Genomic DNA, 23172 nt, shown 5'->3' on the forward strand with positions numbered 1-23172 from the left:
AGGGCGATTGAACATGGTGCAGAAGAACGACAATCCTGCTGATCCGTTCAAGAAGGCTCTGGCCGAGGCTACTAAAGTTATGGCCGACGACCCCGAATTGTCGGTGAGCTACACTGTTGATCCATCGGGCCTGTCGGGCGAGTCGATGCGTTTGCCGCAGGTCTCACGCCGGATGACGCGCGAAGAGGTTCTGTTGGCGCGCGGGACGGCAGACGCATTAGCTTTACAACGCAAATATCATGATGACGCGACCCATGCGCGATATGCCCCTCCGGGTGATATGGCACGGGATCTTTATGAGGCGATGGAGACCGCCCGGTGCGAGGCGATGGGTGCGCGGGACATGCCCGGCACCGCGTCGAATATCGACGTCAAGATCGGGCATGAGGCGATCCGGCGCGGCTATGATCAGTGCAAACAGCCTGCGGATGCGCCATTGGCTGTGGCGGCAGGCTATCTGATCCGGCATCTGGCCACGGGCCGCGACATGCCGCCTGCCGCCGAGAATGTCATGAACCTGTGGCGCGGATTTATCGAGGAACAGGCCGGCGGGACGCTGGAAAACCTTGACGAAATCCTCTCAGACCAGGCCGAATTTGCCAAATTCGCCCGACAGATGATCAAAGATCTGGGTTACGGCGATCAGCTGGGTGATGACCCGGATGAACTGGACGACGAACAGGAAGATCAGGCCGAAGATGACGCCGAAGAGCAGCCCGATCCCGACAGCACCGGGCAGGATGATCAGGACGAACAGGACGCCGATGCAACCCCTGAACAAACTCAGGAAGAACAGCAGGACCAGTCTCAGGCTCAGGTCTCGATGGACGAGATGGCCGAGGATGAGATGGGTGATGAGGCTGAAATGCCCGAGGGCGAGGCTCCGCTAGAACCGCCTGCCCCGCCACCTGCGTCCGAGGCGGACCCGGATTACAAGGTCTATCTGAACACCCACGACGAAGAGATCGCAGCTGAAGATTTGGCGGAACCGGCAGAGCTGGAGCGCCTACGTGCGTATCTGGATCAGCAGTTGGAGCCGCTGAAAGGTGCGGTCAGCCGTCTCGCCAACAAGCTGCAACGCCGCTTGCAGGCACAGCAGAACCGGTCTTGGGAGTTCGACCGCGAGGAAGGCATTCTGGATGCCGGACGTCTGGCGCGCGTCGTGGCCAACCCGACCACGCCACTAAGCTTCAAGGTCGAAAAAGATACCGAATTCCGCGATACGGTGGTGACGCTGCTTCTGGACAATTCCGGCTCGATGCGGGGCCGTCCGATCTCGATTGCCGCGATCTGTGCAGATGTCCTGGCGCGGACGCTGGAACGTTGCAACGTCAAGGTCGAGATCCTGGGCTTTACCACCCGGGCCTGGAAAGGCGGTCAGGCGCGCGAGGCGTGGCTGAACGATGGCCGCCCGCAGCAACCGGGGCGTCTGAACGATCTGCGCCACATCATCTACAAAGGCGCCGATGCCCCATGGCGTCGCGCGCGACCCAATCTGGGTCTGATGATGAAAGAGGGCCTGCTGAAGGAAAACATCGACGGTGAGGCGTTGGAATGGGCGCATCGCCGGATGCTCGCGCGGCGTGAGGCCCGCAAGATCCTGATGGTGATCTCGGATGGCGCGCCGGTCGATGATTCAACGCTCAGCGTGAACCCGGCGAACTATCTGGAAAAACACCTGCGCGACGTGATTGCGATGGTGGAAAAACGCAAGATGGTGGAATTGCTGGCCATCGGGATCGGCCATGATGTGACGCGCTATTATGACCGCGCCGTCACGATCACCGATGTCGAGCAGCTTGCAGGTGCTATGACCGAGCAGTTGGCCGCACTGTTCGACAGCGACCCGCGCGCCCGCGCGCGCGTGATGGGGATGAAGCGGGCCAGTTGACGGCCCTGCTTCGACAGTGCAGACTTAGTGCCATCCAAGCCAGTTTTTGCACCGCTGAAGGCGACTTTGCTTATGGTGGCGTAACGGATAGCGCATAAGCGCTATATCGAAGGGCAGGAACATCATTCGTTCTCCTGTTTATCTGCTTGGATAGTGTCCCAACCCTGTCCGGCCTGCTTGTAGCTGGTCCTGAGATACGCCCTAGAAACCCTTGAGATTGTTGTTGAACCTTGTCGTTCCGCGAGAAACGGAGTGTATTTGCCCCATGCGCTATGAGTTTGCAGACTGTATTCTGGATGTGGATCGACACGTCCTGACCCGCCGGGGCGAGCCCGTCGCAATCGAACCTCAGGTATTCGATCTGTTGGTCCTCTTGGCCCAGCACCCAGGTAAGCTGGTGCCCCGGGACGAGATCATCGCGCGGGTATGGAGTGGCCGCTTTGTCTCGGATTCTACCATCAGCGCACGAATTGCAGCAGCGCGTAAAGCAGTCGGCGATGATGGCAAAGCGCAGCGGATCATTCGGACAGTCGTACGGCGCGGGTTGCAAATGGCGGCGGATGTGACCTGTGACGCCGACACCGATTCAGGCGTAGAAAACCATACGCAACGGCTGCGTTACGCGCGCGGTGCGAAGGGCCGCGCTGTTCCCTACACGCTTTCCGGTGATGGGTTGCCGGTGCTGCGCATCGGTTCGGTCGTGCACGATCTGGAGGCGGAATGGCGCATCCCGTCCGAGCGTACCCGGTTACAGGACATGGCAAACCGTTTCCGCCTGTTACGCTACAACAAGGACAATGACGTCAGCTCAAACATCGACCATCAGGCGGTGTATGACCGCAGAATAGAAGAAATCCTGACCGTCGTGAATGCAGCGGGGTTTGATCGCTTTTCCATTCTCGGTGAAATGGGCGGCACCTTCCCTGCCCTACACTTCGCCGCAAGGCACCCCGAGCGGATTGACAAGCTGATTATCTCCGGCGGATGGGCAGAAGGGCGAGATTACCGGGAAGATACCAAACAACCCGACTCGATCCGGTCACTGATCGCGGAAGGCTGGAACACGCCGGGCAGCGGCTATGCTATGGGCGCTGAATTCAGCTATTTTCCAGAAGGTCCGCTGGATAGCGTTCGGCACATGGTCAATGAATTGCAGACACTTTATTCAAGCGAGGAAAGACTTCACTACCGTGACATCGCCAATAGCACCTCGGTGCTGCAACTTCTTCCGATGGTGCAATGCCCCACTCTGGTTCTGCACGGGCGGCACACAGCCGTTCACCCCCTGTCCGAGGCGCGCAAACTGGCGGCTGGAATCCCCAATGCCTCGCTTGTGATCCTTGAGACCGGCAACCAGATACCATTGCCTGGAAATGAGGCCTACAACCCGTATATCCAGGCCATTCAACGCTTTCTTGAGACAGAAGAATAGTGTGCGCCGAGGCGCTGGACATTTCCTACCGCAGGCCGCAGGTTTGCGCGCAGCAAGACCGACGAATGAGGCCGCCCATGTTCCAGAGTTTCGAAGTGACCGCACGCCCCGAGCAAGGCCCACCACGACTGGCCGCTTTGCGGGACGAGCTGGCGCGCGAAGGCCTGCAGGGCTTCCTGATCCCGCGTGCGGATGCGCATCAGGGTGAATATGTGGCCCCTCGGGATGAAAGGCTGGCCTGGCTTACCGGGTTCACCGGTTCTGCGGGGTTTTGCGCGGCGCTCACGGACATTGCCGGGGTTTTCATCGACGGGCGCTATCGCACTCAGGTAAAGGCCCAGGTCGCACAGGATTACACGCCGGTCCCATGGCCAGATGTCAGCCTGAGCGCGTGGTTGAAAGAGCAATTGCCAAATGGCGGCAAAGTCGGGTTTGATCCGTGGCTCCACGCTGCAGGACAGATTTCGTCTGCACAGAAAGAGCTTGAAGGCAGCGGCGTCGAACTGGTGCGCTGTGATAACCTTGTAGACCGAATTTGGGCGGATCAACCCGACCCTCCGATGAATCCTGTCAGGGCACATCCGATTGAATTTGCAGGTGAAAGCGCCGAGCGCAAAATCAAGCGCCTCGCGAGTGACCTGCAGAGCGCAGATCGCGCGGCAGCGGTGATCACCTTGCCGGATTCGATCATGTGGCTGTTGAATATCCGCGGCGCGGACATCGCATACAACCCTGTGGCCCATGGCTTTGCCATCCTGCACGGTGATGGGCGGGTGGATCTGTTCATGGCCGCTGCCAAACTGAACGGGCTTAAGGATCATCTGGGCCCGGAGGTCACCCAACACCAACCCGACGCGTTCCTGACAGCGGTTGAGGCACTTGAAGGCAAGGTACAGGTCGATCCGGGAACGGTTCCGCAGATCGTAGCGGATGCGTTGGGGGACCGTATGGTCGATGGCGGCGATCCCTGCGCCCTGCCCAAAGCCCGCAAGAACCCGGCCGAAATCGCAGGCACGGCCGAGGCACATCTGCGAGATGCCGCAGCGGTGATCGAACTGCTGTGTTGGTTGGACGCGCAGAAGCCCGGCACCCTGACCGAGACACAGGTAGTAACGCGGCTGGAAGAAAGCCGCCGCCGGGACAACGCGCTGCAGGATATCTCATTCGACACCATCGCGGGCACCGGGCCGAACGGGGCCATCATGCATTATCGCGTGACCGAGGAAACCGACAGCAGGCTGGAAAACGGTCACCTGCTGGTGTTGGACAGCGGTGGGCAATATCTGGACGGCACCACCGATATCACCCGCACAATTGCAATCGGCGATGTTGGGGATGAGGAAAAGGACTGCTTTACACGCGTCCTCAAAGGAATGATCGCCATGTCGATGCTACGCTGGCCTGTTGGCTTAGCAGGACGCGATATCGAATGCGTAGCACGCCTGCCGCTGTGGCTGGCCGGGCAGGATTTCAACCATGGGGTCGGTCATGGGGTCGGTACCTATCTCAGCGTGCATGAGGGCCCTCAGCGCCTATCTCGGGTCAGCCATGTCCCGCTTGAGCCGGGTATGATCCTGTCGAACGAGCCGGGATATTACCGCGAGGGTGCTTTTGGCATCCGGCTTGAGAACCTTGTCGTAGTGGAAGAGGCCCCAAACCTGCCCAGCGGTGACGACGAACGCGCCATGCTGAACTGGCGTACGCTGACTTATGTCCCAATCGACAGGCGTTTGATTGTAGTCGATATGCTGTCACGAGAGGAACGTGCTTGGCTGAACGCCTATCACCGCGACGTGGCGGAAAAAGTCCGGCCAAGGCTGGGCGACGCCGCTCAACTGTGGTTGGATGCCGCAACCGCACCGGTCTGACACCGGATTGTTACATAGTTTGGGCAGAGGAGAAGCCCTGACACGACGAGGGAAGGAACAGGAATGACAGACACCATCACGATCCGCAAAGCACCGGGCAAATGGAGCGTCCGTTCAGGCGGCGCGATTTTGGGTGAAACCAACAACGCGCTGGAACTTCTGGAAGGCGACAAAGACCCGGTTATCTACTTCCCGCGTGCGGACATTGCGATGGCCTTTCTGGATCGGACCAACAAAGTCACCCAATGCGCAGGCAAGGGAGACGCCACGCATTTCTCGATCGTAAACAAATCCTCAGTCACCGAAAACGCCGCTTGGAGTTATGAAAACCCGATCGACGCGGTGGCCGAAATCAAGGATCACTTGGCCTTTTATCCCGCAGACTCGATCAAGGTGGAACAACTCTGATCCAAGTATCCGTGCAGGACCGGATCGATCTGCAAAACGGCGAAAATCCTCAGAACCTGCCCTGTCCACAATTTTGCGAGGTGACCATGACAAAGCGTCTATTGAATTCCGCAGGCCCGATTGCGGCCCTGACGATGGCCTTTTCAATGGCCCTGCCCGCCGCAAGCTCTGCCAACACCGGTCTGGCCAATCCCGCGGCAACATATTGCATCGCGCAAGGCGGGCTCTACGGTATCCATGACGGTCCGGACGGTCAGAGCGGTATCTGCCAATTGCCCGACGGCACCCGGATCGATGCCTGGACCTATTTTCGTGAACACCATGCGGGCGCGGATGGCAGCAAGCCGGTCGGCCTTGCAAATCCCGCCGCCGTGTACTGTGGCTCAATTGGAGGCGAATATGACCTGACCACGTCTCGCTGCGCACTGAGCGACGGTACGTCCGCCGATGCATGGGAGCTGTACCGCAAGGCACATGGAAAAACGCATCAGGTGGTGAACCCAGCAGCAGCCTACTGCCTTGAGACCGGAGGCAGCTACAAGATCAAAGACACTGGTTCGGGTCAGGTGGGTATATGCACCAAGCCGGACGGCACCTCGCAGGACGCATGGGCCCTGTTCCGTGCGGAAAATCCCGAGTGATCCGATCCGGTAATCAAGCCCGACATCCACACCCAAAATGAACTTGAAGCCCCGATTGAGCCGCAGTTTACCGACGATCAGAGCGCGTGTTAGTGACCGTTTTGCGACAGCCTGATCGCGTCCATTAAGTCGCCTTGGCTAATTTTCAGGTTTTCCTGCAACGCAAGCATATTATCTGGCTGCTGATTACACTGGGGTTCGCCTTCCTCGCTTTCGATGAAGGGTTCGAGATTCACGAAGGTCTGGACAAAGCGTTTCACCGCTTTTTCGGGATTTCGCAAACCAGCCTGACCGACCAGATCGAGGACATACCTGATCCCCGGATTTGCCCTTCTGGCCGCATCCTTGGTGCACGATACCGTTACAAATGACAACGCCTTGTTTCTGTGAGTCGATATCCCCGGGGCCAATGTTCTTGATGTAAAACTGCCTCTTCGCGCGCTTGAAGAAGTTGCAAAGTTGATGCCCGAGGTGGAGTTCCTTGCCTGTTTCGTTCAGGTTCTTCGATAGGTCAAATCGACCTCTTATCAGCCATTCGATGCAATCTCTGCACCGGCGGCCGAGAAAGCCTGCCAATACACAGCCCCCTGCCTAGAAACAGTAAGTCGCAACGTAGGTTTCAAAACCACCCGTGCCGCGATTGCAGTAGCCCTGGACGATCTGCTGTTCTAGTGTCGCGCAGCGACCAGACATAGGACTCGGGAATGAAAATCGCCACCGCCGCCTACGACCTCGATTGGCTCGATAGTTGGGCTCAATATGAAGACAAGCTTGAGGCATGGGTTTCCGAGGCCGCAGGACAAGGTGCCGACCTTCTGGTCTTTCCCGAATATGGCGCAATGGAGTTGTCGACGCTCGACGGCCCTAAGGTGGCCGGTGATCTCGAACGCTCAATCCGGGCGGTTTCCGACCGGATGGAAGATGTACAAGTTGTGCATTCGCGCCTTGCAAAGATGTACAACACATACATTCTGGGGGCTTCCGCCCCGGTCATCGACGGACCAGGGCGCCCGGTGAACCGCGCAGTGTTCTACGCTCCTGACGGTCGTCTCGATCATCAGGACAAGCAGATCATGACACGGTTTGAACGCGAGGCCTGGGACATCGCCCCGGGCGGTTCGTTGAAACTGTTTGATACCGCATTGGGTAAAATCGGCGTTCTGATCTGCTATGACAGTGAGTTCCCTCTCTTGGGTCGGGCCCTGAGCGAGGCCGATTTGATCCTCGTTCCATCCTGCACCGAAGCCCTGTCCGGGTATTGGCGTGTGCGGATCGGCGCCATGTCTCGTGCCCTTGAAAATCAATGTGTTACGGTAATGTCATCGTTAGTTGGCGGCAATGAATGGTCCGAAGCAGTCGACATGAATACCGGCATGGGTGGCGTGTTTGGCCCGCCCGATATCGGGTTCCCACCGACGGGAGTGCTTGCCGAGGGCACGCTGAATACCGCTGGCTGGACCTATGCCGAGGCCGACCTGTCCACAATTGCAAACGTCCGCGCAGACGGGTGGGTGTTGAACCGCACGCACTGGACCGAGCAAGACGCTCGGGTCGATTCAGTCACAATATCACCCCTTTAGGTGACTTCGCCCTTGAAATAAGGCCGAAATAGGCTCATTTAGGCGCACGATCTGCAGATTCTGCAGATGCAACCTAATGATGGAGACAACATGGCCAAGGAAGATACGCTCGAATTTCCCGGTGTCGTGAAGGAACTCCTGCCTAATGCGACGTTTCGGGTCGAGCTGGAAAACGGCCATGAGATCATCGCACATACGGCAGGCAAGATGCGCAAGAACCGCATCCGTGTTCTGGCCGGCGACAAAGTTCAGGTCGAAATGACCCCATATGATCTGACCAAGGGTCGGATCAACTATCGCTTCAAGTAACGCTTCGTACATGGCGTTTATCCTCGGATCGGGCAGCCCGCGGCGGCTGGACCTGCTGGCGCAGCTTGGCGTTCGGCCCGATGCGATCCGTCCGCCGGATATCGATGAAACGCCGCTGAATGGCGAACTGCCGACCCCCTATTGCAGCCGCATTACCCGCCAAAAAGTTCAGGCTGTTCAAGCTGATAGCGATGATATCACCTTATGTGCTGACACAACGGTCGCACTGGGTCGCCGCATTCTTGGCAAACCCGAAGACGCGGGACAAGCTGCAGAGTTTCTGCACGCCCTGTCCGGCCGACGCCATCGGGTGATCACTTCGGTCGCTGTGCGGCGCGGGGCTAAAATCCTCCAGCGTGATGTGGTTTCTCAGGTAAAAGTGAAACGTCTGTCCGACAGCGAAATCAATGCCTATCTTGCGACGGATGACTGGCAGGGCAAGGCCGGAGCCTATGCAATACAAGGTCCTGCCGGTGCGTTCATCCCGTGGATTTCAGGCTCGTTCACCGGTATCGTCGGCCTACCCCTGTCCGAAACTGCTGCACTGCTGCAAGGCATCGGCTATCCCTTATATCGCGAGGTTTCATGAAGGGTCGTACCATCATTCTGGATCATATTCAGGGACGCGAAGCTGCAGCTCTGATGGTGGATGGTGTTCTCGACGATTTCCTGATCGCCACAGATGCCCCTGCGCCAGGTACGATCTACCGCGCCCGCGCCGATCGCCCGGTCAAAGGTCAGGGCGGCATGTTTCTCACCACACCCGACGGCCCGGCTTTTCTGAGGCAAGTCAAAGGGTTGGCGCCCGGTGCTTTGCTACTGGTGCAGGTGACTGGATATGCCGAGCCCGGCAAAGCCATACCCGTCTCGAACCGTATTTTGTTCAAAAGCCGCTTTGCGATCGTGACACCTGACGCGCCCGGCCTGAACATCTCGCGCCGTATCCGTGATGAAGATATGCGCGACCAACTTCTCGAAATCGCGCATGAGCAAATGGGAAACAGCACGCACGGCCTGATCCTGCGCTCGTGCTGTCAGACGGCGGATGCAGATGAAATCGCTGAAGATATCTCAGCCATGTTGGCACTTACCGAGCAGGTATTGGCTGATACGGGCAGTGAACCAGAATTGCTGGGCGAGGGCGATGGTCCGCATATCCTGGCCTGGCGTGATTGGACGGACCCGGCAGAGGTCGTGACCGCATCCGGCGGATTTGAGGACCACGGTGTCGTTGATGCGCTCGATACAGCAAAGGGGATTTCCGAAACGCTTCCCGGTGGAGGACACCTCTATATCCAACCGACCCGCGCGCTGGTTGCGGTGGATGTGAACACCGGCGCCGACACATCTCTCGCGGCGGGAACCAAAGCTAACTTCGCCTGCGCCAAAGCCCTGCCGCGCGCCCTGCGCGTGCGCGGGTTGGGGGGGCAGATCACTCTGGACCTTGCACCGATGCCCAAGAAAGACCGGAGGGGTTTCGAATCGGCCTTGCGGTCGGCATTCAAGTCCGATCCTGACGAGACGATCCTGGCCGGTTGGACCCCGCTTGGCCATTTCGAACTACAGCGCAAACGTGGTCGTATCCCATTGACGGAGATCCTGAAATGAGCTGCCCGATCTGCGGAGAAGATACCCAGCAGGCCTTTCGACCATTCTGCTCCAAACGCTGCGCGGATATCGATCTGGCAAAATGGCTAAACGGTTCTTATGCGGTGCCATCGCAACGTGAAGAAGACGCCGAGACGACCTCGGAACCAACCGAAAGCCCCACGTCTCGCCCGCATTGAAAAAATGTCAAAAAGCCTCTGGACACTGCCTGTGGCAAGTCATAGAAGGCCTCCACCCAATGGCAAACGCCATTCCCGTGCCCGGGTAGCTCAGGGGTAGAGCAGTGGATTGAAAATCCTCGTGTCGGTGGTTCGATTCCGCCCCCGGGCACCATTTATACTTTCAGCAGCATCCAGCACTGTCCGATATTTTCGGTAACGCCATGATTTTGCTGCATTCTGAGTCCAGCGTCGTTCAGGTGATTCCGGGGGCAGCCAGACGATCTGGGGGTATTTCCGGGGGTATTTTCAAAACCACATTAATTCGATTCCTGTTCTCATGCCATTGACCGATACAGCCATCCGAAACACCGCAAGCCGCGAAAAACCTTACAAAATATTCGATGGGGGCGGTCTGCACCTGCTGATCAATCCGGGCGGGTCCAGGCTCTGGCGGCTCAAGTACCGGTTTGGGGGTAGAGAAAAGCTCCTGTCTCTGGGTCCTTACCCGCTCGTCAGCCTCAAACTTGCGCGCGAAAAACGCGATGCCGCGAAGTTGCTTTTGCTGGAAGGCAAAGACCCGGGAGAGGAGCGGAAACTGGCACGGATTGAGGCCGAACGGGAACGTGCAGTGACCTTTGGCGTCGTGGCCCGGGAGTATCTATCAAAGCTCGAAAAAGAAGGGCGGGCGCCTGCTACTCTGAAGAAGCTGAACTGGCTCATCAGTCAGACTGAGCCGATGCTTTCAGAACGCCCCGTTGCGCAGATAGAGACCCCGGATGTTCTGCGCCTGCTGCGGCAGGTTGAGAGCAAAGGAACCTATGAAACAACCAGTCGGCTCAGGAGCACGATCGGGTCAGTGTTCCGCTATGCAATTGCGACCGGGCGGGCGCATAAGGATCCTACAGAGGCACTTAAGGGAGCGCTTATTCGTCCGCAGGTGCGTTCCAGATCAGCGATACTTGATCCGAAAGAACTTGGCCTGCTTCTGAACCGGATCGAAACTTTCTCGGGTCAGCCTGCGACAAAACATGCGCTGCATCTGCTTGCCCTTCTGGCCCCGCGCCCCGGAGAGCTCAGACTGGCGACATGGGATGAATTTGAGTGTCAGGAGGCGACATGGCGTGTCCCTGCGGAACGAATGAAAATGCGCCGCCCTCACCGTGTTCCGTTGCCGCAGCAGGCGCTGGATCAGCTGAAAGAACTGCACCGGCATACGGGAACAAGTGATTATCTTTTTCCCTCCGCGCGTTCCTGGAAGAAACCCATGTCGGAAAACACTCTGAACGCTGCACTCCGACGGATGGGGTACTCGTCCGATCAGATAACCGCACACGGGTTCAGGGCAACGTTCAGCACCTTCGCAAACGAAAGCGGTCTGTGGGCTGCAGACGCGGTTGAACGCGCTCTGGCCCATGTTGAGGGCAACGACGTGCGACGCGCCTATGTTCGGGGAGAACACTGGGAGGAGCGTATACGGATGGCGGATTGGTGGGCTGAAAAACTCGATCAGCTTCGAACTGATGCACAGGGGCAGTGACGTGGTTTTGATTGCTGATCTGATTACGGCCGATAACTGGATCACAGGCGAGGCTTTTGAGCGCATTCTGGAAAAGACCTGCGAAATCCTCAGGCACCGGCGTCGGTCTGCAAGGGAAGTCTTTCCTGCCTCGTTTGGCGCTGAGGTGTCAGAAAGAGCGCGGTGCGCTCTTAACGAAACCGTTGCGATTTCGATGCAGGGGCAGTTCAGACAGTGTTTGGGTCTCAATGAGAAAAAGTTCTTTGCGGATGCCACCGCCGCCCTCAGATACTTTGATTTGATCGACAGATTGAACAAGTTTGGTTTCGAGTACAGGACTGCTGACTGTGACCTCAGACAGCAACTCGAAGAGACAATCGCAAGGTTTGAAAGCTCAGAAGAAGTGAACGGAAAGCTTCCGCATAAGTGGTGGGAGGCGAACTTTTTTCCGGAGAGTCTGGGCTTGTATGCGGCTTTGTTTCGGGAAAAACCTACGGCGACGTTCAATCGGGATTCAAACACGCTGCCCGGTGCAGCCTTCGTGTTTGTGAGAGAAATCATATACGAAGTCAAACTGTCGAGGAATGCGGAGACCCTGTTCTGTGTCTCTGAGATTGATGGGTTGGACTTGGAAGAATGGCAGTTTCATTCCGAGGAAGCGCTCCGCAACAAGATAAACAGCTGGCTAAAAAACAAAGTTTCAGGCACCAGTGAGTTGAACCTGTGGGAGGAGAACTCAAAGTTTTATGAGTCCCTGCTTTGGCGACGCTGTCAATAAACACCAAATTTCGAAAAGCTCTGCTCACCGTGGTTTTTCTTAATCAGAACGTTCCCGCACACTGATCTCCGCAGCTGACCGGTTTGCCCCGGTCCTGAACAACAGGAGACAAATAATGCAGATCAGTTCCCCCGACACTCAGCACCCCTGGAGCAACGTTGTGCCAAGCGGTAAAATGCTTCGCCCACAGGAGGTTGTGTCGCGCGTTGGGCTTTCCCGGAGCCAGATTTATCAGATGATTTCCGAAGGGCGGTTTCCGCCGTTTATAAAACTCAGTGAACGTGCTTCCGCGTTGCCAGAGTCTTGGTTGGGTGCATTCGTGGAACATTGTGCAAGGAACGCTATTGGGCAGGGGCACAAGAAATGAGCCGCATAGTCCCGATGCATCCCGATGACATGGAAAAACTGTATTTCAGTACCCTCGAAGACCTTCGCTGGGCGAGGATAGTAGAATTGACCGGCAACGGCGCAGATGAGCGGAGTGCGGACCTGTTCGCGCGACTGGAAATCGAAAAAAAGAAGCAGCTCTCGAGGATTGTTGGTCCTCAGCGAGCCTTGCTCTCAAATCTTGTTCACGAATTTGAAGGACAGCGTAGTTGGTACTGTTCTGTACGGTATGACCCGCCACCCGAAGGGTTTTGGGACAAGATGTTCGGTGGTTTTCGAAACTGAGACGTTGGCATAGAAAGGCCGGGGCCGACTTGCTTCGGCCTCTCGGTGCTTTTTCTTCAAATTGTGCTTTTGGACAATGGTGGCAGTCGAATTCTGCCACCCGATTGCGGTTCGCGTTTATGTCCGGAGAATTAGACAGGAAAGACAAATGCAGGGATCCACAGTTAGTTCTGCAGGCCGAACACGATCCGCCAATGAAAAAGCTGCTTTACAGCTTGCAGAGTCCGGATACAAGATATTCCCGTGCAACCCCAACAATAAGGCGCCGCAATACGGCGTGAAATGGAAACAGGTTGCCACTTCTGATGTGAGACAGATTGAGGCCTGGTGGACAAAATGGCCTGAGGCGCTTCCCGGACTGCCGACCGGATCAGTCAATGGAGTAGCCGTCGTCGACCTCGACGTGCGGGAGCACAAAGACGGAGTCGCCGCGTATCTGGATCTTGGTCTTGTTCCCGAAGACGCAGCAATGGTTGTTCGAACCGCTGGCGGAGGTAAGCACCTCTATTTCGAAAACGTGGATGGTATCCGAAACTCGACGACCAGCGCCGGTATAGATGTTCGTGGGGAGGGGGGCTATGTCATAGCTCCCGGCGCGGTCAGCAAAATCGGTTCTTATACGGTGGAAAAAGGTGACCCAAGGGTTGCTCAGCTGCTCCTGACCGCCTTCCCGCAGGCGCTCACACGGTCTTTCAGCAGTTCACAGAACAGTTCTCATTGTCGGTATAAGGTGACGGAGCTTGCGGAAGCGCTCTTCAAGATCCCGAATGATTTGCCGTATGCTCAGTGGGTAAGAATTCTAATGGCTGTTCATCATGCGACGGCCGGATCCAGACCAGGTCTCAGCCTCGTGCAGGCCTGGAGTGCTGACTACACCGGCTACGACTCTAAAGAAGTCGCAAGGAAGTGGCGTAGTTTCGGAAAAGCCGATGCTCCTGCTGTGACTGCTGATACGCTGTTTGCGGAAGCGAGGAATTTTGGCTGGCTGGCAGTTTCGCCAAACGATTTTGATGACGACCCGGAAGAGTTGCCAAGCATCGAATTCCTCCTCGGTGAGAAGGCCTCCAAATCAGCTGATACGGGTGGGCTGACATTTCTCACCCCTGACCAATGTGCTGATCTGCCCATCCGTGACTACGTCATCAAGATGTTGATCGCACCCGGGCAGATAGGATGCATCTTTGGTGAGCCCGGGGCTGGCAAATCTCTGTTTGCTCCGCGGCTTGGTTACGCTGTCGCTCGCGGAGAGGATGTCTTTGGTTTGCGAACTAAGCAGGGGCAGGTGTTCTACATCGCTTGCGAGGATGAAGATGGTATGGCCGGCCGCATCGCGGCTCTCTGTGGTGATCTTGGCATAACAGACGGTTTCCAACTGGTTCAGGGTTGCGGAGATCTGTTTTCGCGAGGTCAGGTGGAGGGAAAGGGCAGCCCCGACCTGGAGGCTCTGGTGAAACAGGTCAGATTGGTCCGGCCTTCCCTTATTGTGATCGACACACTTGCCATGGCAATGCCCGGACTGGAGGAGAATGACGCGGCCGGTATGAACCGCGTTGTGCAGATTGGAAAACGCCTTGCACAAACTGGGGCGGCGGTCATCTTTGTTCATCACGGAACCAAAGCTGAGGGCAATACACCCAGGGGGCACTCTGTATTTAACGGAGCCCTCGACTTTTCAATAATGGTCAGGACTGCCGACCGGAACGGAATTGTGCGGGGCAAAATCCGGAAAAACCGAAACGGATCACCTGACCTCGACTTTGCTTTCAGAATCGGTTCTCGTCACCTTGGCTACGACATAGACCGCGAACCCGTGGATGCACCGATCTGCCTGCCGTGCAGCCCGGGGGATCTAGAGGGCAATCCGATGCTCACGTCCGCTGAAGCGGCGGCTTTCACGCTTTACATGGAAATGTCGGACGGGGTTGAGCTGAATGTAACTGACTGGCGAAAGGCCGCTACTGATGGTTTGAGCGTTTCAGGCAGTGATAACCGCGCCAGCAGACAAAAGGCGGTATCCAGAGCTCTTTCAGGGCTTGTGAAGAAAGGGAGGATTGCTGTCGAGAACGGTTTGATGTTCATTCCACGGATAGTGGAAAACGATGATTGGGATGACATCGAAGAGGATCAGGATAGTGCAGGAGACTGAGCGGACATTAAGACAAAGTCTGCTGATTGTCCTGTCTGTCTGAAGGAAGCCGGCCCCTCGCATGACGGACAGACAGGACACCCCCCTTTAGGGGTGTCCCTGTTGTCAGGTCTGCGGAGCATCTGCAGAGCAGGATTACGACGGAGTTATCGCTCAACAAACGGGTCCCTCCGGTAGTCAAACGCTCACCGTGGTCAGCGCAGAGCTCGGCTTTTGAGAGTTTTCATTCTAGCCTAAGAGACACCCGTTTGCAGGTGTTTCGCTGACGTCTCGGTGGTGTCGCCTGACAGCAGTATAAGATGTTCGTTTTGTTAACGTCCCGGACCTGTTCCGAATTGCTGTAGCGTGCTATTTCTCACGGGAAGTTCGCATACGACGGCAATAGAAATGTGCTGTCGCAAAGCACAGGCAATTGGTGGCAAAAGCCTGGATCAGGTGTGCGTTAACGGGAAATGCACCAAATGTGCTCATAATGTTCTTGCGGCTAGGGCGGCTCCCAGCCATAATGACAGAAAAATTCCCAGCGAAGCGAGCAGAGATGACGGACTTTGAGATCCTTCTCAGGAAGGCGGGCTATTCGGTACCCCAGGCAGCAGAACACCTCGACTATTCTGAGAGCCACATTTATCGCTGGGTCAGAGGTGAAGAAAAACCCAGGGACGGTGTCATTCGTTTGCTGGAGTTGGAAGTCGATCGGCGGAGCCCGCCGAAAAACAAAGGTGGCTTCACCTTTATCGACCTGTTTGCAGGGATTGGTGGCTTGCGCAAAGCTATGGAGGGCGCAGGTGGGCGATGTGTGTTTACCTCCGAATGGGATAAATTCGCCCAACAGACCTATCTTGCGAACTTTCCCGACAACCGGCCGATCGCGGGCGATATCCGGGAGGTGGATGCAGCAGCAATCCCTGAGCATGACGTCCTGGTGGCGGGTTTCCCTTGTCAGCCTTTCTCAATTGCAGGTGTTTCGAAGAAGAATGCGCTTGGCCGGCGACACGGCTTTGATGACGAGACACAGGGCACGTTATTCTTCGACGTTCTAAGAATCCTGATGGCGCACCGCCCGGCAGCTTTCCTATTGGAAAACGTCAAGAACCTCAGAAGCCACGATCGGGGCCGGACGTTTGAGGTGATCAAGCGCAAGTTAGAGGATGAGCTTGGGTACAAGCTTCAGACACGTGTAATTGATGCGGCACATTATGTGCCCCAGCATCGCGAACGAATCGTAATGGTCGGGTTCCGGGAAGACGTGCCATTCTCGTTTGATGATATCGATCTGCCAAGACGGGGTCGTTTTGTAATGGGGGACATTCTTCATCCGGAGAATGGGTTGGAGGTACCGGAGCGTCACTACACGGTGGGTGCTAATGCTGTCGTCAGCGATAAATATACCCTGAGTGACAAGCTTTGGCAGTATTTGCAAAATTATGCGGCTAAGCACCGTGCAAAAGGTAACGGGTTTGGGTTTGGATTAGTGCAGGGAGACAGCATATCCCGGACCTTATCCGCTCGCTACTACAAGGATGGCTCAGAGATTCTTGTCAATAGGGGCGAGGGCCGGAATCCGAGGCGCCTGACGCCGCGGGAATGTGCCCGCCTGATGGGATACGACGAAGACTTTCGGATTCCGGTATCAGACACTCAGGCCTACAAGCAGTTCGGAAACTCTGTGGCTGTGCCGGTATTCTCAGATGTTGCGCGCCTTATGAGGCCACATATCCTGAGTTTGACGAATTATAGGGCGGAAGCGGCTATCCAAGTTGGTTGACACTCATGACATCAAGACGCGTAGCCGGAACATGGCGGCGATACGTGGGTCAGATACGAAACCGGAAATGATAATCCGCCGTGCACTTCATGCCCGCGGCTTCCGTTTCCGGCTGCATAACAAAAGCCTTTCCGGAAGGCCTGACCTGACTTTGCGCAAACATCGCGCGGTCGTCTTTGTGAACGGTTGTTTTTGGCATGGGCATGGATGCGACCTTTTTAAATGGCCGAAGACTCGGGAAGAATTCTGGAGAAAAAAAATTTCTGGCAATATGGAGCGAGATCGCAAAACGTACGCAGCTCTAGGTGAGGCTGGTTGGCGCATTGCGTTGGTCTGGGAATGTGCGGTTAAAGGAAAACGGCGACTGCCCTTGGAGGAAGCAATGGATCGTCTGGTTCAATGGCTGCAATCGGAGAAAGAAATGTTAAGCATCAGCGGAGAGGAAGCATGACGCTGATCCGATTGCGGGTATGCCCTTCATAGTTGTAGCTTCGAATTATCAATTATTTCAGACAGGTTAGAATAGCAGATGATAGATCTGACAAACCCACCTGATGCTCCTCGCTTGATACACGGCCTGCGAGACACGGGCTATGATTTCAATACCGCTGCGGCCGACATCGTAGATAACTCAATTGCCGCGCACGCTTCAAACATTAACATCGAAGTGGTGCTCACTCCTGAAGGCAGAAAGTTTGTTTACTTCGGGGATGATGGCGATGGTATGAACTTCGAAGAGCTTTATGATGCCATGCGTTATGGTGCGAAAGCTCGACCGAACCTCGCCAGCCTCGGAAAGTTCGGGCTGGGTCTAAAGACAGCGTCAAGCTCGGTCTGCTTGCGGTTTACAGTTATATCGAGGCGTGATCCTGCAGACGAGCTGGCAAAACTGACCTGGGATCTTCTGCATGTTTCTGAAGTGAACTCCTGGGATATGTTAAAGGAAGACATTACCGCGGGCGAGCATGAAGCATTTGAGGAATATTGCGGTGATACTGGTACGCTGGTGATTTGGTCAAACTGCGATCGACTGCTGCAAAGAAACTACGAAGAACCGGGGGGAGCGAAAGAGAAGGCTGCGGTGAAACGTGTAACGGAAAATCTCGCTTCTCATCTGTCGTTGGTTCACCATCGTTTTCTGGATCCCGACGACTCAACGGTTCCGAATGTGTCGATCTTTGTAAACGGTGACAACCTCGAAGGGTGGAACCCGTTTTATCCTGAAGGGTCAGAGCAGGTTCTTGGACCAAAGCAGCAAAAACTGGAGTGCATTCTGGAAGATGGCTCCGTTGAAACAGCAATACTGAAAGCTTGGATTCTACCCCACAGCAGCGATTGCACCGACGACCAAAAAAGAAAAATCCGACATTCTAACAAAGGTCAGGGTTTTTACGTCTTCAGAGAAAACCGTCTGATCCAAACCGGCGGGTGGCTTGGAATACATGGCTGGGGCGCGATGGAGCCGCACATGTCTTTGCTTCGGGTAGAACTCGACTTCTCCCATGAGCTCGATGAAGCATTCAGAGTAGATGTGAAAAAGTCTCGTATTTTGCTTGATCCTGCTCTTGAGACACGGGTCAAATCACTGATCACTCCGGTCAGAAGAGAAGCCGATGCCAGAAACCGCAGGATTTCAAAGGCGGCTACTGCAAAACGCGGGATCGACCACTCCAGTTCAAACAAGAGTGTTCAGAAAACCCCTAATGTTAAAAAACCATCAGTGGTTTCTGCAAACGTCGAAGGCGGTACCGCAGTCGTATCCAACACGTTTGGCCCGAAAATCAAGTTGAAAGCTCCGGTTCAGAACGATGTAAACGCGGAGAGCGTCTACATTGAAGCAGTAGAGGATATGCACTCTGGCGGGTTGTGGGAGCCTGCACTGAGAAGTTCAACGGACAAAGACCACGTCGTCTCGGTCAGGATCAATAAGTTCCACGACTTTTATCAGAAGATTTATCTCAGAGCTAAAGACTCCGGCTACTCCGTTGAAGGTATGGACTTGCTGTTGTGGGCTCTGGCCACGGCTGAGCTTGATCACAAAAACCCGGAGCTCGAAGCTGTTTTCGAAGACTTTCGCGAAGAAGTTGCACTTAATCTGAAGCGGTTACTAAGAGAAGTGTCATTGCCGGCGGATCACGAATTAGGCGACGCGCAATCAGAACTAGATGTTTAACGACAAAGCAGAACTCGTCCGAAGAACTCTGGCCGCCGGGACTGGTGCTGAAATCAGCCTAAAGTCCGACAAGTCAGGACTTCAGACATCTCTCCAGATCTGGTTTACGGACCTGGGTCGGCGTAATGGGCCAGTTGTGTCATTGGGGCCCTCTGGCTTGCGCCGACACCGCGTTGTGCTGGGGTTCGGATCTGCATCTGAGGCAGTTATTTTGCAGATGAATCAAGCGGATAACGAAGCCAAAAAACTTGCATTCAGCCTGACGGGAAGTATCGGATCAGAAATTGACCTCTATTTTCCGGAAGGGATGACTTCAGAGAACTGGGCGGTTGATGATCTCAGCTTTTCAATTACTGCTGAGAGACGAGGAATAAACTCCGTCGTTGACGATGCGGAGGTGTCTCAAACCTGCGAAGAAATTGTTGTGCCTATTTTGGCCGCGGTGGCTGAACTAATTGGATATGATGAGGTGCCCCGGGACGTTGAGCAAGGCGACGCCGAAATCTTCGAAGGCGCGGTATCTCTGAGTATCGTCAAACGAAGAGAGCGCAATCCAAGGAACCGTCTTCTGGCAATTCGCCTTCATGGGCATCGTTGCGGAATTTGCGGCGTGGACCCGCGAGAAACCTATGGCGAGGCAGGTGAGGTCATTGAAGTGCACCACCTTCAGCCACTGGCGAGCTTGGATAAGCCAAGCACTTACGATCCGGTATCGGACCTGATCCCATTGTGTCCGACATGTCATCGCGTCGTGCACACACGTCGTCCGGTTCCCTGGACCCCAAGTGAGGTTTCGGAGATGATGGCCAATGAAGAAGACTGACGTATCAGCATTTCCGAATGACTTCTTTGCTCTGAAAGAAAATCCTCCGGCCGGGTTCACTTTGTCCGAACGTGTCGGAGACCCGACTTTGCTAATTGAAAAGTCGGGCATTAGCTACAAGGCTAGCCTCCTGGGCCGGCGTAAGGTGAAAGGAGAAATTGTCTTCGGACTGGCGCCTTCGCTCAAGCATAACTGGTATGTTGAAGGGAGTGTAATTCGGCCCCTGCCTCACGACGTAGCAGAGACCATTGAGCGTCTTTTTTCCGGTTATGACCTCGGGGATCTTTCGTTCCCTGAAGTTCTGGCTTTGCGACGGTTTTCTCAGGAACTCATCTCAGTTGAACTCGACAATGACGTTCTCAAACCTGCTCGTGATCAGGCTGGAGAGCGTCCTGAAGAAGCTTCGATCCCGGGCTTAAATGCGACGTTGTTCGGATACCAGGCCGCCGGAGTCTCTTGGATGAAGGAAACGATTTCTCACACCGGCGGGTTGATCCTTGCAGACGAAATGGGCTTGGGCAAAACAATACAGATTATTTCACTTCTGTTGCTAGACCCGCCTACAGAGACTGCACCGGCTCTAATTGTGTGCCCAACGAGCCTCATTGCAAACTGGCGCAGAGAAATCCATACGTTCGCACCGGAATTGTCCGTTATGGTCCACAGGGGGGCTCATCGGGCGGGGATTTTTCGAGATCTTCAGGTGGCGCAGGTTGTGATCACTACTTATGAAACTGCGGTGAACGATATTTCAATTATCAGCGCATTTGAGTGGGGTTGGGTGATTTGCGATGAGGCACAGGCTCTTAAGAATCCGGCATCGGCCCGAAGGAGCGAGCTGGCGTCAGTTCCGCGTAAGCGGTGTATCCCAATGACCGGAACGCCGATTGAGAATAGCCTTTTGGATCTTTGGTCGATTGCCGACTTCGCAATACCAGGGCTGCTTGGGACGCAGTCAGAATTTGAAGTGGAATATCCGGATGGGGTGGCCTCAGCGAAGGAGCTGAAAAAAATTTCTGAACCAATAATATTGAGAAGACTTGTAGGCGACGTTGCAGGTGACTTGCCTGAACGCGTGGACATTGATCTCCCGATAGAATTAGGTAATTCACTTGCTGCCGAGTATGAACGTATCAGGTCCGAGACACTTGAAAAATATCCGTCTGCCGGCGCTCTTGTTGCCACAGGTCAGCTTCAGATGTTTTGTGCTCATCCTTGGTTACGATCGCAGACGTCATTTGCCGAGCTATACGAGGAAAACGCACAGATCGACTGGGGCAGTTCCGAAGCTCTTGCCACACCGAAGTTGGAGCGAACTGTCGCACTGATACAGGAGGCTTTCTCCAACGGTCGCAAAGTTTTAGTTTTCGCTTCCTACAACAGGTGTGGAGACCTGATCAGGCAAGCCCTCCAACCCGCATCCGAAGTGTTCTGGTCCGCAATCAATGGTTCAACCTTGCAAGAGGATCGTCAGATTATTGTTGATGATTACACTGCCCACGATGGCCCTGCTTGCCTCCTTTTGAATCCGAGAGCTGCCGGCGCAGGCTTAAACATAACTGCTGCAACTGTAGTTATACATTATACGCAAGTTTGGAATCCCGCCCTAGAAGCTCAGGCCAGTGCCAGAGCACATAGAAGAGGGCAAACCGAACCGGTGACAGTGTACCGGTTATACTATGAGGACACAGTTGAAGCTGTGATGTTGGAGCGCTCTAGGTGGAAGAGGGAACTGGGGAATGAAGCTATACCGATAGCAACACGAGACGAATTAGATCTGAAGCGCGCGCTGGAAATTACACCGGACAGAACAAATGACTGAAAAAACATTCACCAAACAACTAACGGCAAATGACACTGGGGAGTCAGGTGCCCATCAGGCGGGCATTCACGTTCCCAAAGGAGAAAAGGAACTGATTGCATTTCTTCCCAAGTTAGACCCGAGTGTAAAAAACCCGGACGCTTGGCTCAGCTGCGTTGACGTGGATGGTGGGGAATGGTCGTTCAGGTATGTATTTTATAACAATAAATTTCACGATACGAACGGTACACGTGATGAGTACCGGATTACGCACATGACAAAGTTCTTTAAGGCATTTGGAGCTACTGAAGGTGACTTCTTTAGGATTTCTGGAGATGAATTCAGTTCCGAGTATCAAATCAGCATTATTCAGGCGGAAACAGAAATGCAGGTGCTGGAACTAGGCAAAATAAAGCTGAAAGGTTGGAGGCGGGTGCACTGAGCATCTCACCAAATTTGGCACCGTAACGGAGGGTGATAGAAGCTGCACCATCCGTCTCAAGAACCGTTTCTTGTTCTTAATTGAGTTGGTAAGATATCAGTAGGCGATCGAACAGCCGTTCGTTCCGTATGTGGATAGCTAGAAGCGAAACGACAGGAAGTCAAAATGGCGAACAGTAAGCAACTTCTTGGCATGATCCGTAGTCACGCGGCTGGTGACGACTCTGGCTTCCTAGCAATAGCTGAACACATTGCGTCCGACGCTGAAAAGGCGGGCAACGTTCACGTCGCAGCTCAGGTTCGTAGCCTCGTTGAAAACCTTCGCGCGGAAGTTTCCTCCCGTCGCCCCTCTTCGCGCCCCACACCCATATCAGTTCCGCGAGGCGAGTTGGCAGGGCTCATTTCCGCCACTTATCCCGAAACCAGAGTGTCAGACGTTGTTCTCAACCAAGACCTTGAGTTCCGCATACGTGATATCCTCCGTGAACATGGCAAACGCGAAGCACTGGCTGAATATGGCTTAACACCGCGCCGCAAGTTGTTGCTGTCTGGCCCGCCGGGGACTGGCAAAACAACTACGGCAGCGGCATTGGCCGGTCAGCTCGGATTGCCGCTTTTTACCGTTATGCTCGACGGCGTTATTACGAAATACATGGGTGAAAGCGCAGCAAAATTGCGTTTGGTTTTTGAGGCCGCGCAATCAGTCAGAGGAGTTTACTTCTTCGACGAGGTAGATGCGCTTGCAACGAGCCGGGGAGCAGATAATGACATCGGTGAAGCCCGGCGAATGCTAAACTCACTCCTCCAGTTTCTTGATGAGGATTCATCCGAGAGTATCCTGATTGCGGCTACTAACCACCCGGCTTTGCTCGATGCAGCAATTTTCCGTCGGTTCGATGCGGCGTTACTGTATCAACTCCCGGGGCCAAAAGAATCCGAACGAGTTATTCGCGGATGCCTTTCACATTTTGAACTTCAGAAGATTAACTGGGAGAAAGTCGTAAACGCCGCCGTAAATCTTAGTCAAGCTGATCTCTCGGCTGCGGCTAAGGACGCTGCACGCCATGCAGTGCTGGATGGTGATGGTCGCATCGAGACAAATGGACTCGTCAAGTCTATCGAAGACCGAGCACAACTTCACGAAAAATAACAGCTTTTA

At 55.0% G+C, this 23172-nt stretch carries 23 protein-coding genes and 1 tRNA gene; all 24 read left to right on the forward strand.

All coding sequences use genetic code 11. The features are described from left to right. Positions 1-13: 13 nt before the first annotated feature. The 24 genes from cobT to ACR0MJ_RS14510 all read left to right on the forward strand — a co-directional run bounded on the left by cobT (position 14) and on the right by ACR0MJ_RS14510 (position 23163). The gene (cobT, locus tag ACR0MJ_RS14395; protein WP_170513326.1) at positions 14-1891 is read left to right on the forward strand and encodes a cobaltochelatase subunit CobT; all 1878 of its coding nucleotides are present in this window, start codon (positions 14-16) and stop codon (positions 1889-1891) included. A gap of 265 nt (positions 1892-2156) precedes the next feature. Then, positions 2157-3323 carry an alpha/beta hydrolase gene (locus tag ACR0MJ_RS14400; protein ID WP_170733710.1) on the forward strand — a complete coding sequence of 389 codons (1167 nt, stop codon included), beginning with the start codon at positions 2157-2159 and terminating at the stop codon, positions 3321-3323. 77 nt (positions 3324-3400) lie between these two features. Next, complete coding sequence (locus tag ACR0MJ_RS14405) at positions 3401-5191, forward strand: aminopeptidase P family protein (protein WP_480761432.1); 1791 nt, start codon at positions 3401-3403, stop codon at positions 5189-5191. Between the two features lie 63 nt (positions 5192-5254). Next, positions 5255-5599 (forward strand): DUF427 domain-containing protein, encoded by a 345-nt coding sequence (locus ACR0MJ_RS14410; protein ID WP_170392698.1) that lies wholly within the window; start codon positions 5255-5257, stop codon positions 5597-5599. An 86-nt stretch (positions 5600-5685) separates the two neighbouring features. After that, positions 5686-6240 carry a DUF333 domain-containing protein gene (locus ACR0MJ_RS14415; RefSeq protein ID WP_170609811.1) on the forward strand — a complete coding sequence of 185 codons (555 nt, stop codon included), beginning with the start codon at positions 5686-5688 and terminating at the stop codon, positions 6238-6240. A 134-nt stretch (positions 6241-6374) separates the two neighbouring features. Then, the gene (locus tag ACR0MJ_RS14420) at positions 6375-6611 is read left to right on the forward strand and encodes a hypothetical protein (protein WP_480761435.1); all 237 of its coding nucleotides are present in this window, start codon (positions 6375-6377) and stop codon (positions 6609-6611) included. Between the two features lie 333 nt (positions 6612-6944). Beyond that, on the forward strand, positions 6945-7820 hold the full coding sequence (locus ACR0MJ_RS14425) for a carbon-nitrogen hydrolase family protein (protein WP_170402459.1): 876 nt from the start codon (positions 6945-6947) through the stop codon (positions 7818-7820). A gap of 90 nt (positions 7821-7910) precedes the next feature. After that, positions 7911-8129 carry a translation initiation factor IF-1 gene (gene infA, locus ACR0MJ_RS14430; RefSeq protein WP_005978431.1) on the forward strand — a complete coding sequence of 73 codons (219 nt, stop codon included), beginning with the start codon at positions 7911-7913 and terminating at the stop codon, positions 8127-8129. Between the two features lie 10 nt (positions 8130-8139). Continuing rightward, entirely contained in the window at positions 8140-8718 is a 579-nt protein-coding gene (locus tag ACR0MJ_RS14435) for a Maf family protein (protein ID WP_170508574.1), read from the forward strand. After that, a complete protein-coding gene (locus ACR0MJ_RS14440; RefSeq protein WP_170662964.1) occupies positions 8715-9737 on the forward strand; it encodes a ribonuclease E/G in 1023 nt (340 codons plus the stop codon). Before ACR0MJ_RS14435 ends, ACR0MJ_RS14440 begins: the two co-directional genes overlap by 4 nt. Beyond that, positions 9734-9916: a DNA gyrase inhibitor YacG gene (locus ACR0MJ_RS14445; protein WP_170513305.1), complete on the forward strand. Its 183-nt coding sequence runs from the start codon at positions 9734-9736 to the stop codon at positions 9914-9916. The genes ACR0MJ_RS14440 and ACR0MJ_RS14445 overlap by 4 nt, the downstream gene beginning before the upstream one ends. A 79-nt stretch (positions 9917-9995) precedes the next feature. Continuing rightward, positions 9996-10070 (forward strand) — tRNA-Phe (locus ACR0MJ_RS14450). 165 nt (positions 10071-10235) lie between these two features. Beyond that, a complete protein-coding gene (locus tag ACR0MJ_RS14455; protein WP_480761437.1) occupies positions 10236-11435 on the forward strand; it encodes a tyrosine-type recombinase/integrase in 1200 nt (399 codons plus the stop codon). A gap of 1 nt (position 11436) precedes the next feature. Then, positions 11437-12192, forward strand: a complete 756-nt coding sequence (locus ACR0MJ_RS14460) for a hypothetical protein (protein WP_480761439.1) — start codon at positions 11437-11439, stop codon at positions 12190-12192. Between the two features lie 175 nt (positions 12193-12367). Then, positions 12368-12559 carry a helix-turn-helix transcriptional regulator gene (locus ACR0MJ_RS14465; RefSeq protein WP_480761657.1) on the forward strand — a complete coding sequence of 64 codons (192 nt, stop codon included), beginning with the start codon at positions 12368-12370 and terminating at the stop codon, positions 12557-12559. Then, entirely contained in the window at positions 12556-12864 is a 309-nt protein-coding gene (locus ACR0MJ_RS14470) for a hypothetical protein (protein ID WP_480761442.1), read from the forward strand. Before ACR0MJ_RS14465 ends, ACR0MJ_RS14470 begins: the two co-directional genes overlap by 4 nt. 148 nt (positions 12865-13012) lie before the next feature. Beyond that, positions 13013-15010 carry an AAA family ATPase gene (locus ACR0MJ_RS14475; RefSeq protein WP_480761443.1) on the forward strand — a complete coding sequence of 666 codons (1998 nt, stop codon included), beginning with the start codon at positions 13013-13015 and terminating at the stop codon, positions 15008-15010. 505 nt (positions 15011-15515) lie between these two features. Beyond that, entirely contained in the window at positions 15516-16775 is a 1260-nt protein-coding gene (dcm, locus tag ACR0MJ_RS14480; RefSeq protein ID WP_480761444.1) for a DNA (cytosine-5-)-methyltransferase, read from the forward strand. After that, positions 16768-17226, forward strand: coding sequence for a very short patch repair endonuclease (locus ACR0MJ_RS14485; RefSeq protein WP_480761446.1), 459 nt, complete (start codon positions 16768-16770; stop codon positions 17224-17226). Before dcm ends, ACR0MJ_RS14485 begins: the two co-directional genes overlap by 8 nt. 78 nt (positions 17227-17304) lie before the next feature. Further along, a complete protein-coding gene (locus tag ACR0MJ_RS14490) occupies positions 17305-18948 on the forward strand; it encodes an ATP-binding protein (RefSeq protein WP_480761449.1) in 1644 nt (547 codons plus the stop codon). Beyond that, entirely contained in the window at positions 18941-19771 is an 831-nt protein-coding gene (locus ACR0MJ_RS14495) for an HNH endonuclease (protein ID WP_480761450.1), read from the forward strand. The genes ACR0MJ_RS14490 and ACR0MJ_RS14495 overlap by 8 nt, the downstream gene beginning before the upstream one ends. Beyond that, positions 19758-21593, forward strand: a complete 1836-nt coding sequence (locus ACR0MJ_RS14500; RefSeq protein ID WP_480761452.1) for a DEAD/DEAH box helicase — start codon at positions 19758-19760, stop codon at positions 21591-21593. Before ACR0MJ_RS14495 ends, ACR0MJ_RS14500 begins: the two co-directional genes overlap by 14 nt. Next, a complete protein-coding gene (locus ACR0MJ_RS14505; RefSeq protein ID WP_480761453.1) occupies positions 21586-22014 on the forward strand; it encodes an EcoRII N-terminal effector-binding domain-containing protein in 429 nt (142 codons plus the stop codon). The genes ACR0MJ_RS14500 and ACR0MJ_RS14505 overlap by 8 nt, the downstream gene beginning before the upstream one ends. A gap of 165 nt (positions 22015-22179) precedes the next feature. Further along, positions 22180-23163: an AAA family ATPase gene (locus ACR0MJ_RS14510; protein WP_480761454.1), complete on the forward strand. Its 984-nt coding sequence runs from the start codon at positions 22180-22182 to the stop codon at positions 23161-23163. Positions 23164-23172 lie beyond the last annotated feature (9 nt).

Source organism: Ruegeria sp. C6 (assembly GCF_056537625.1).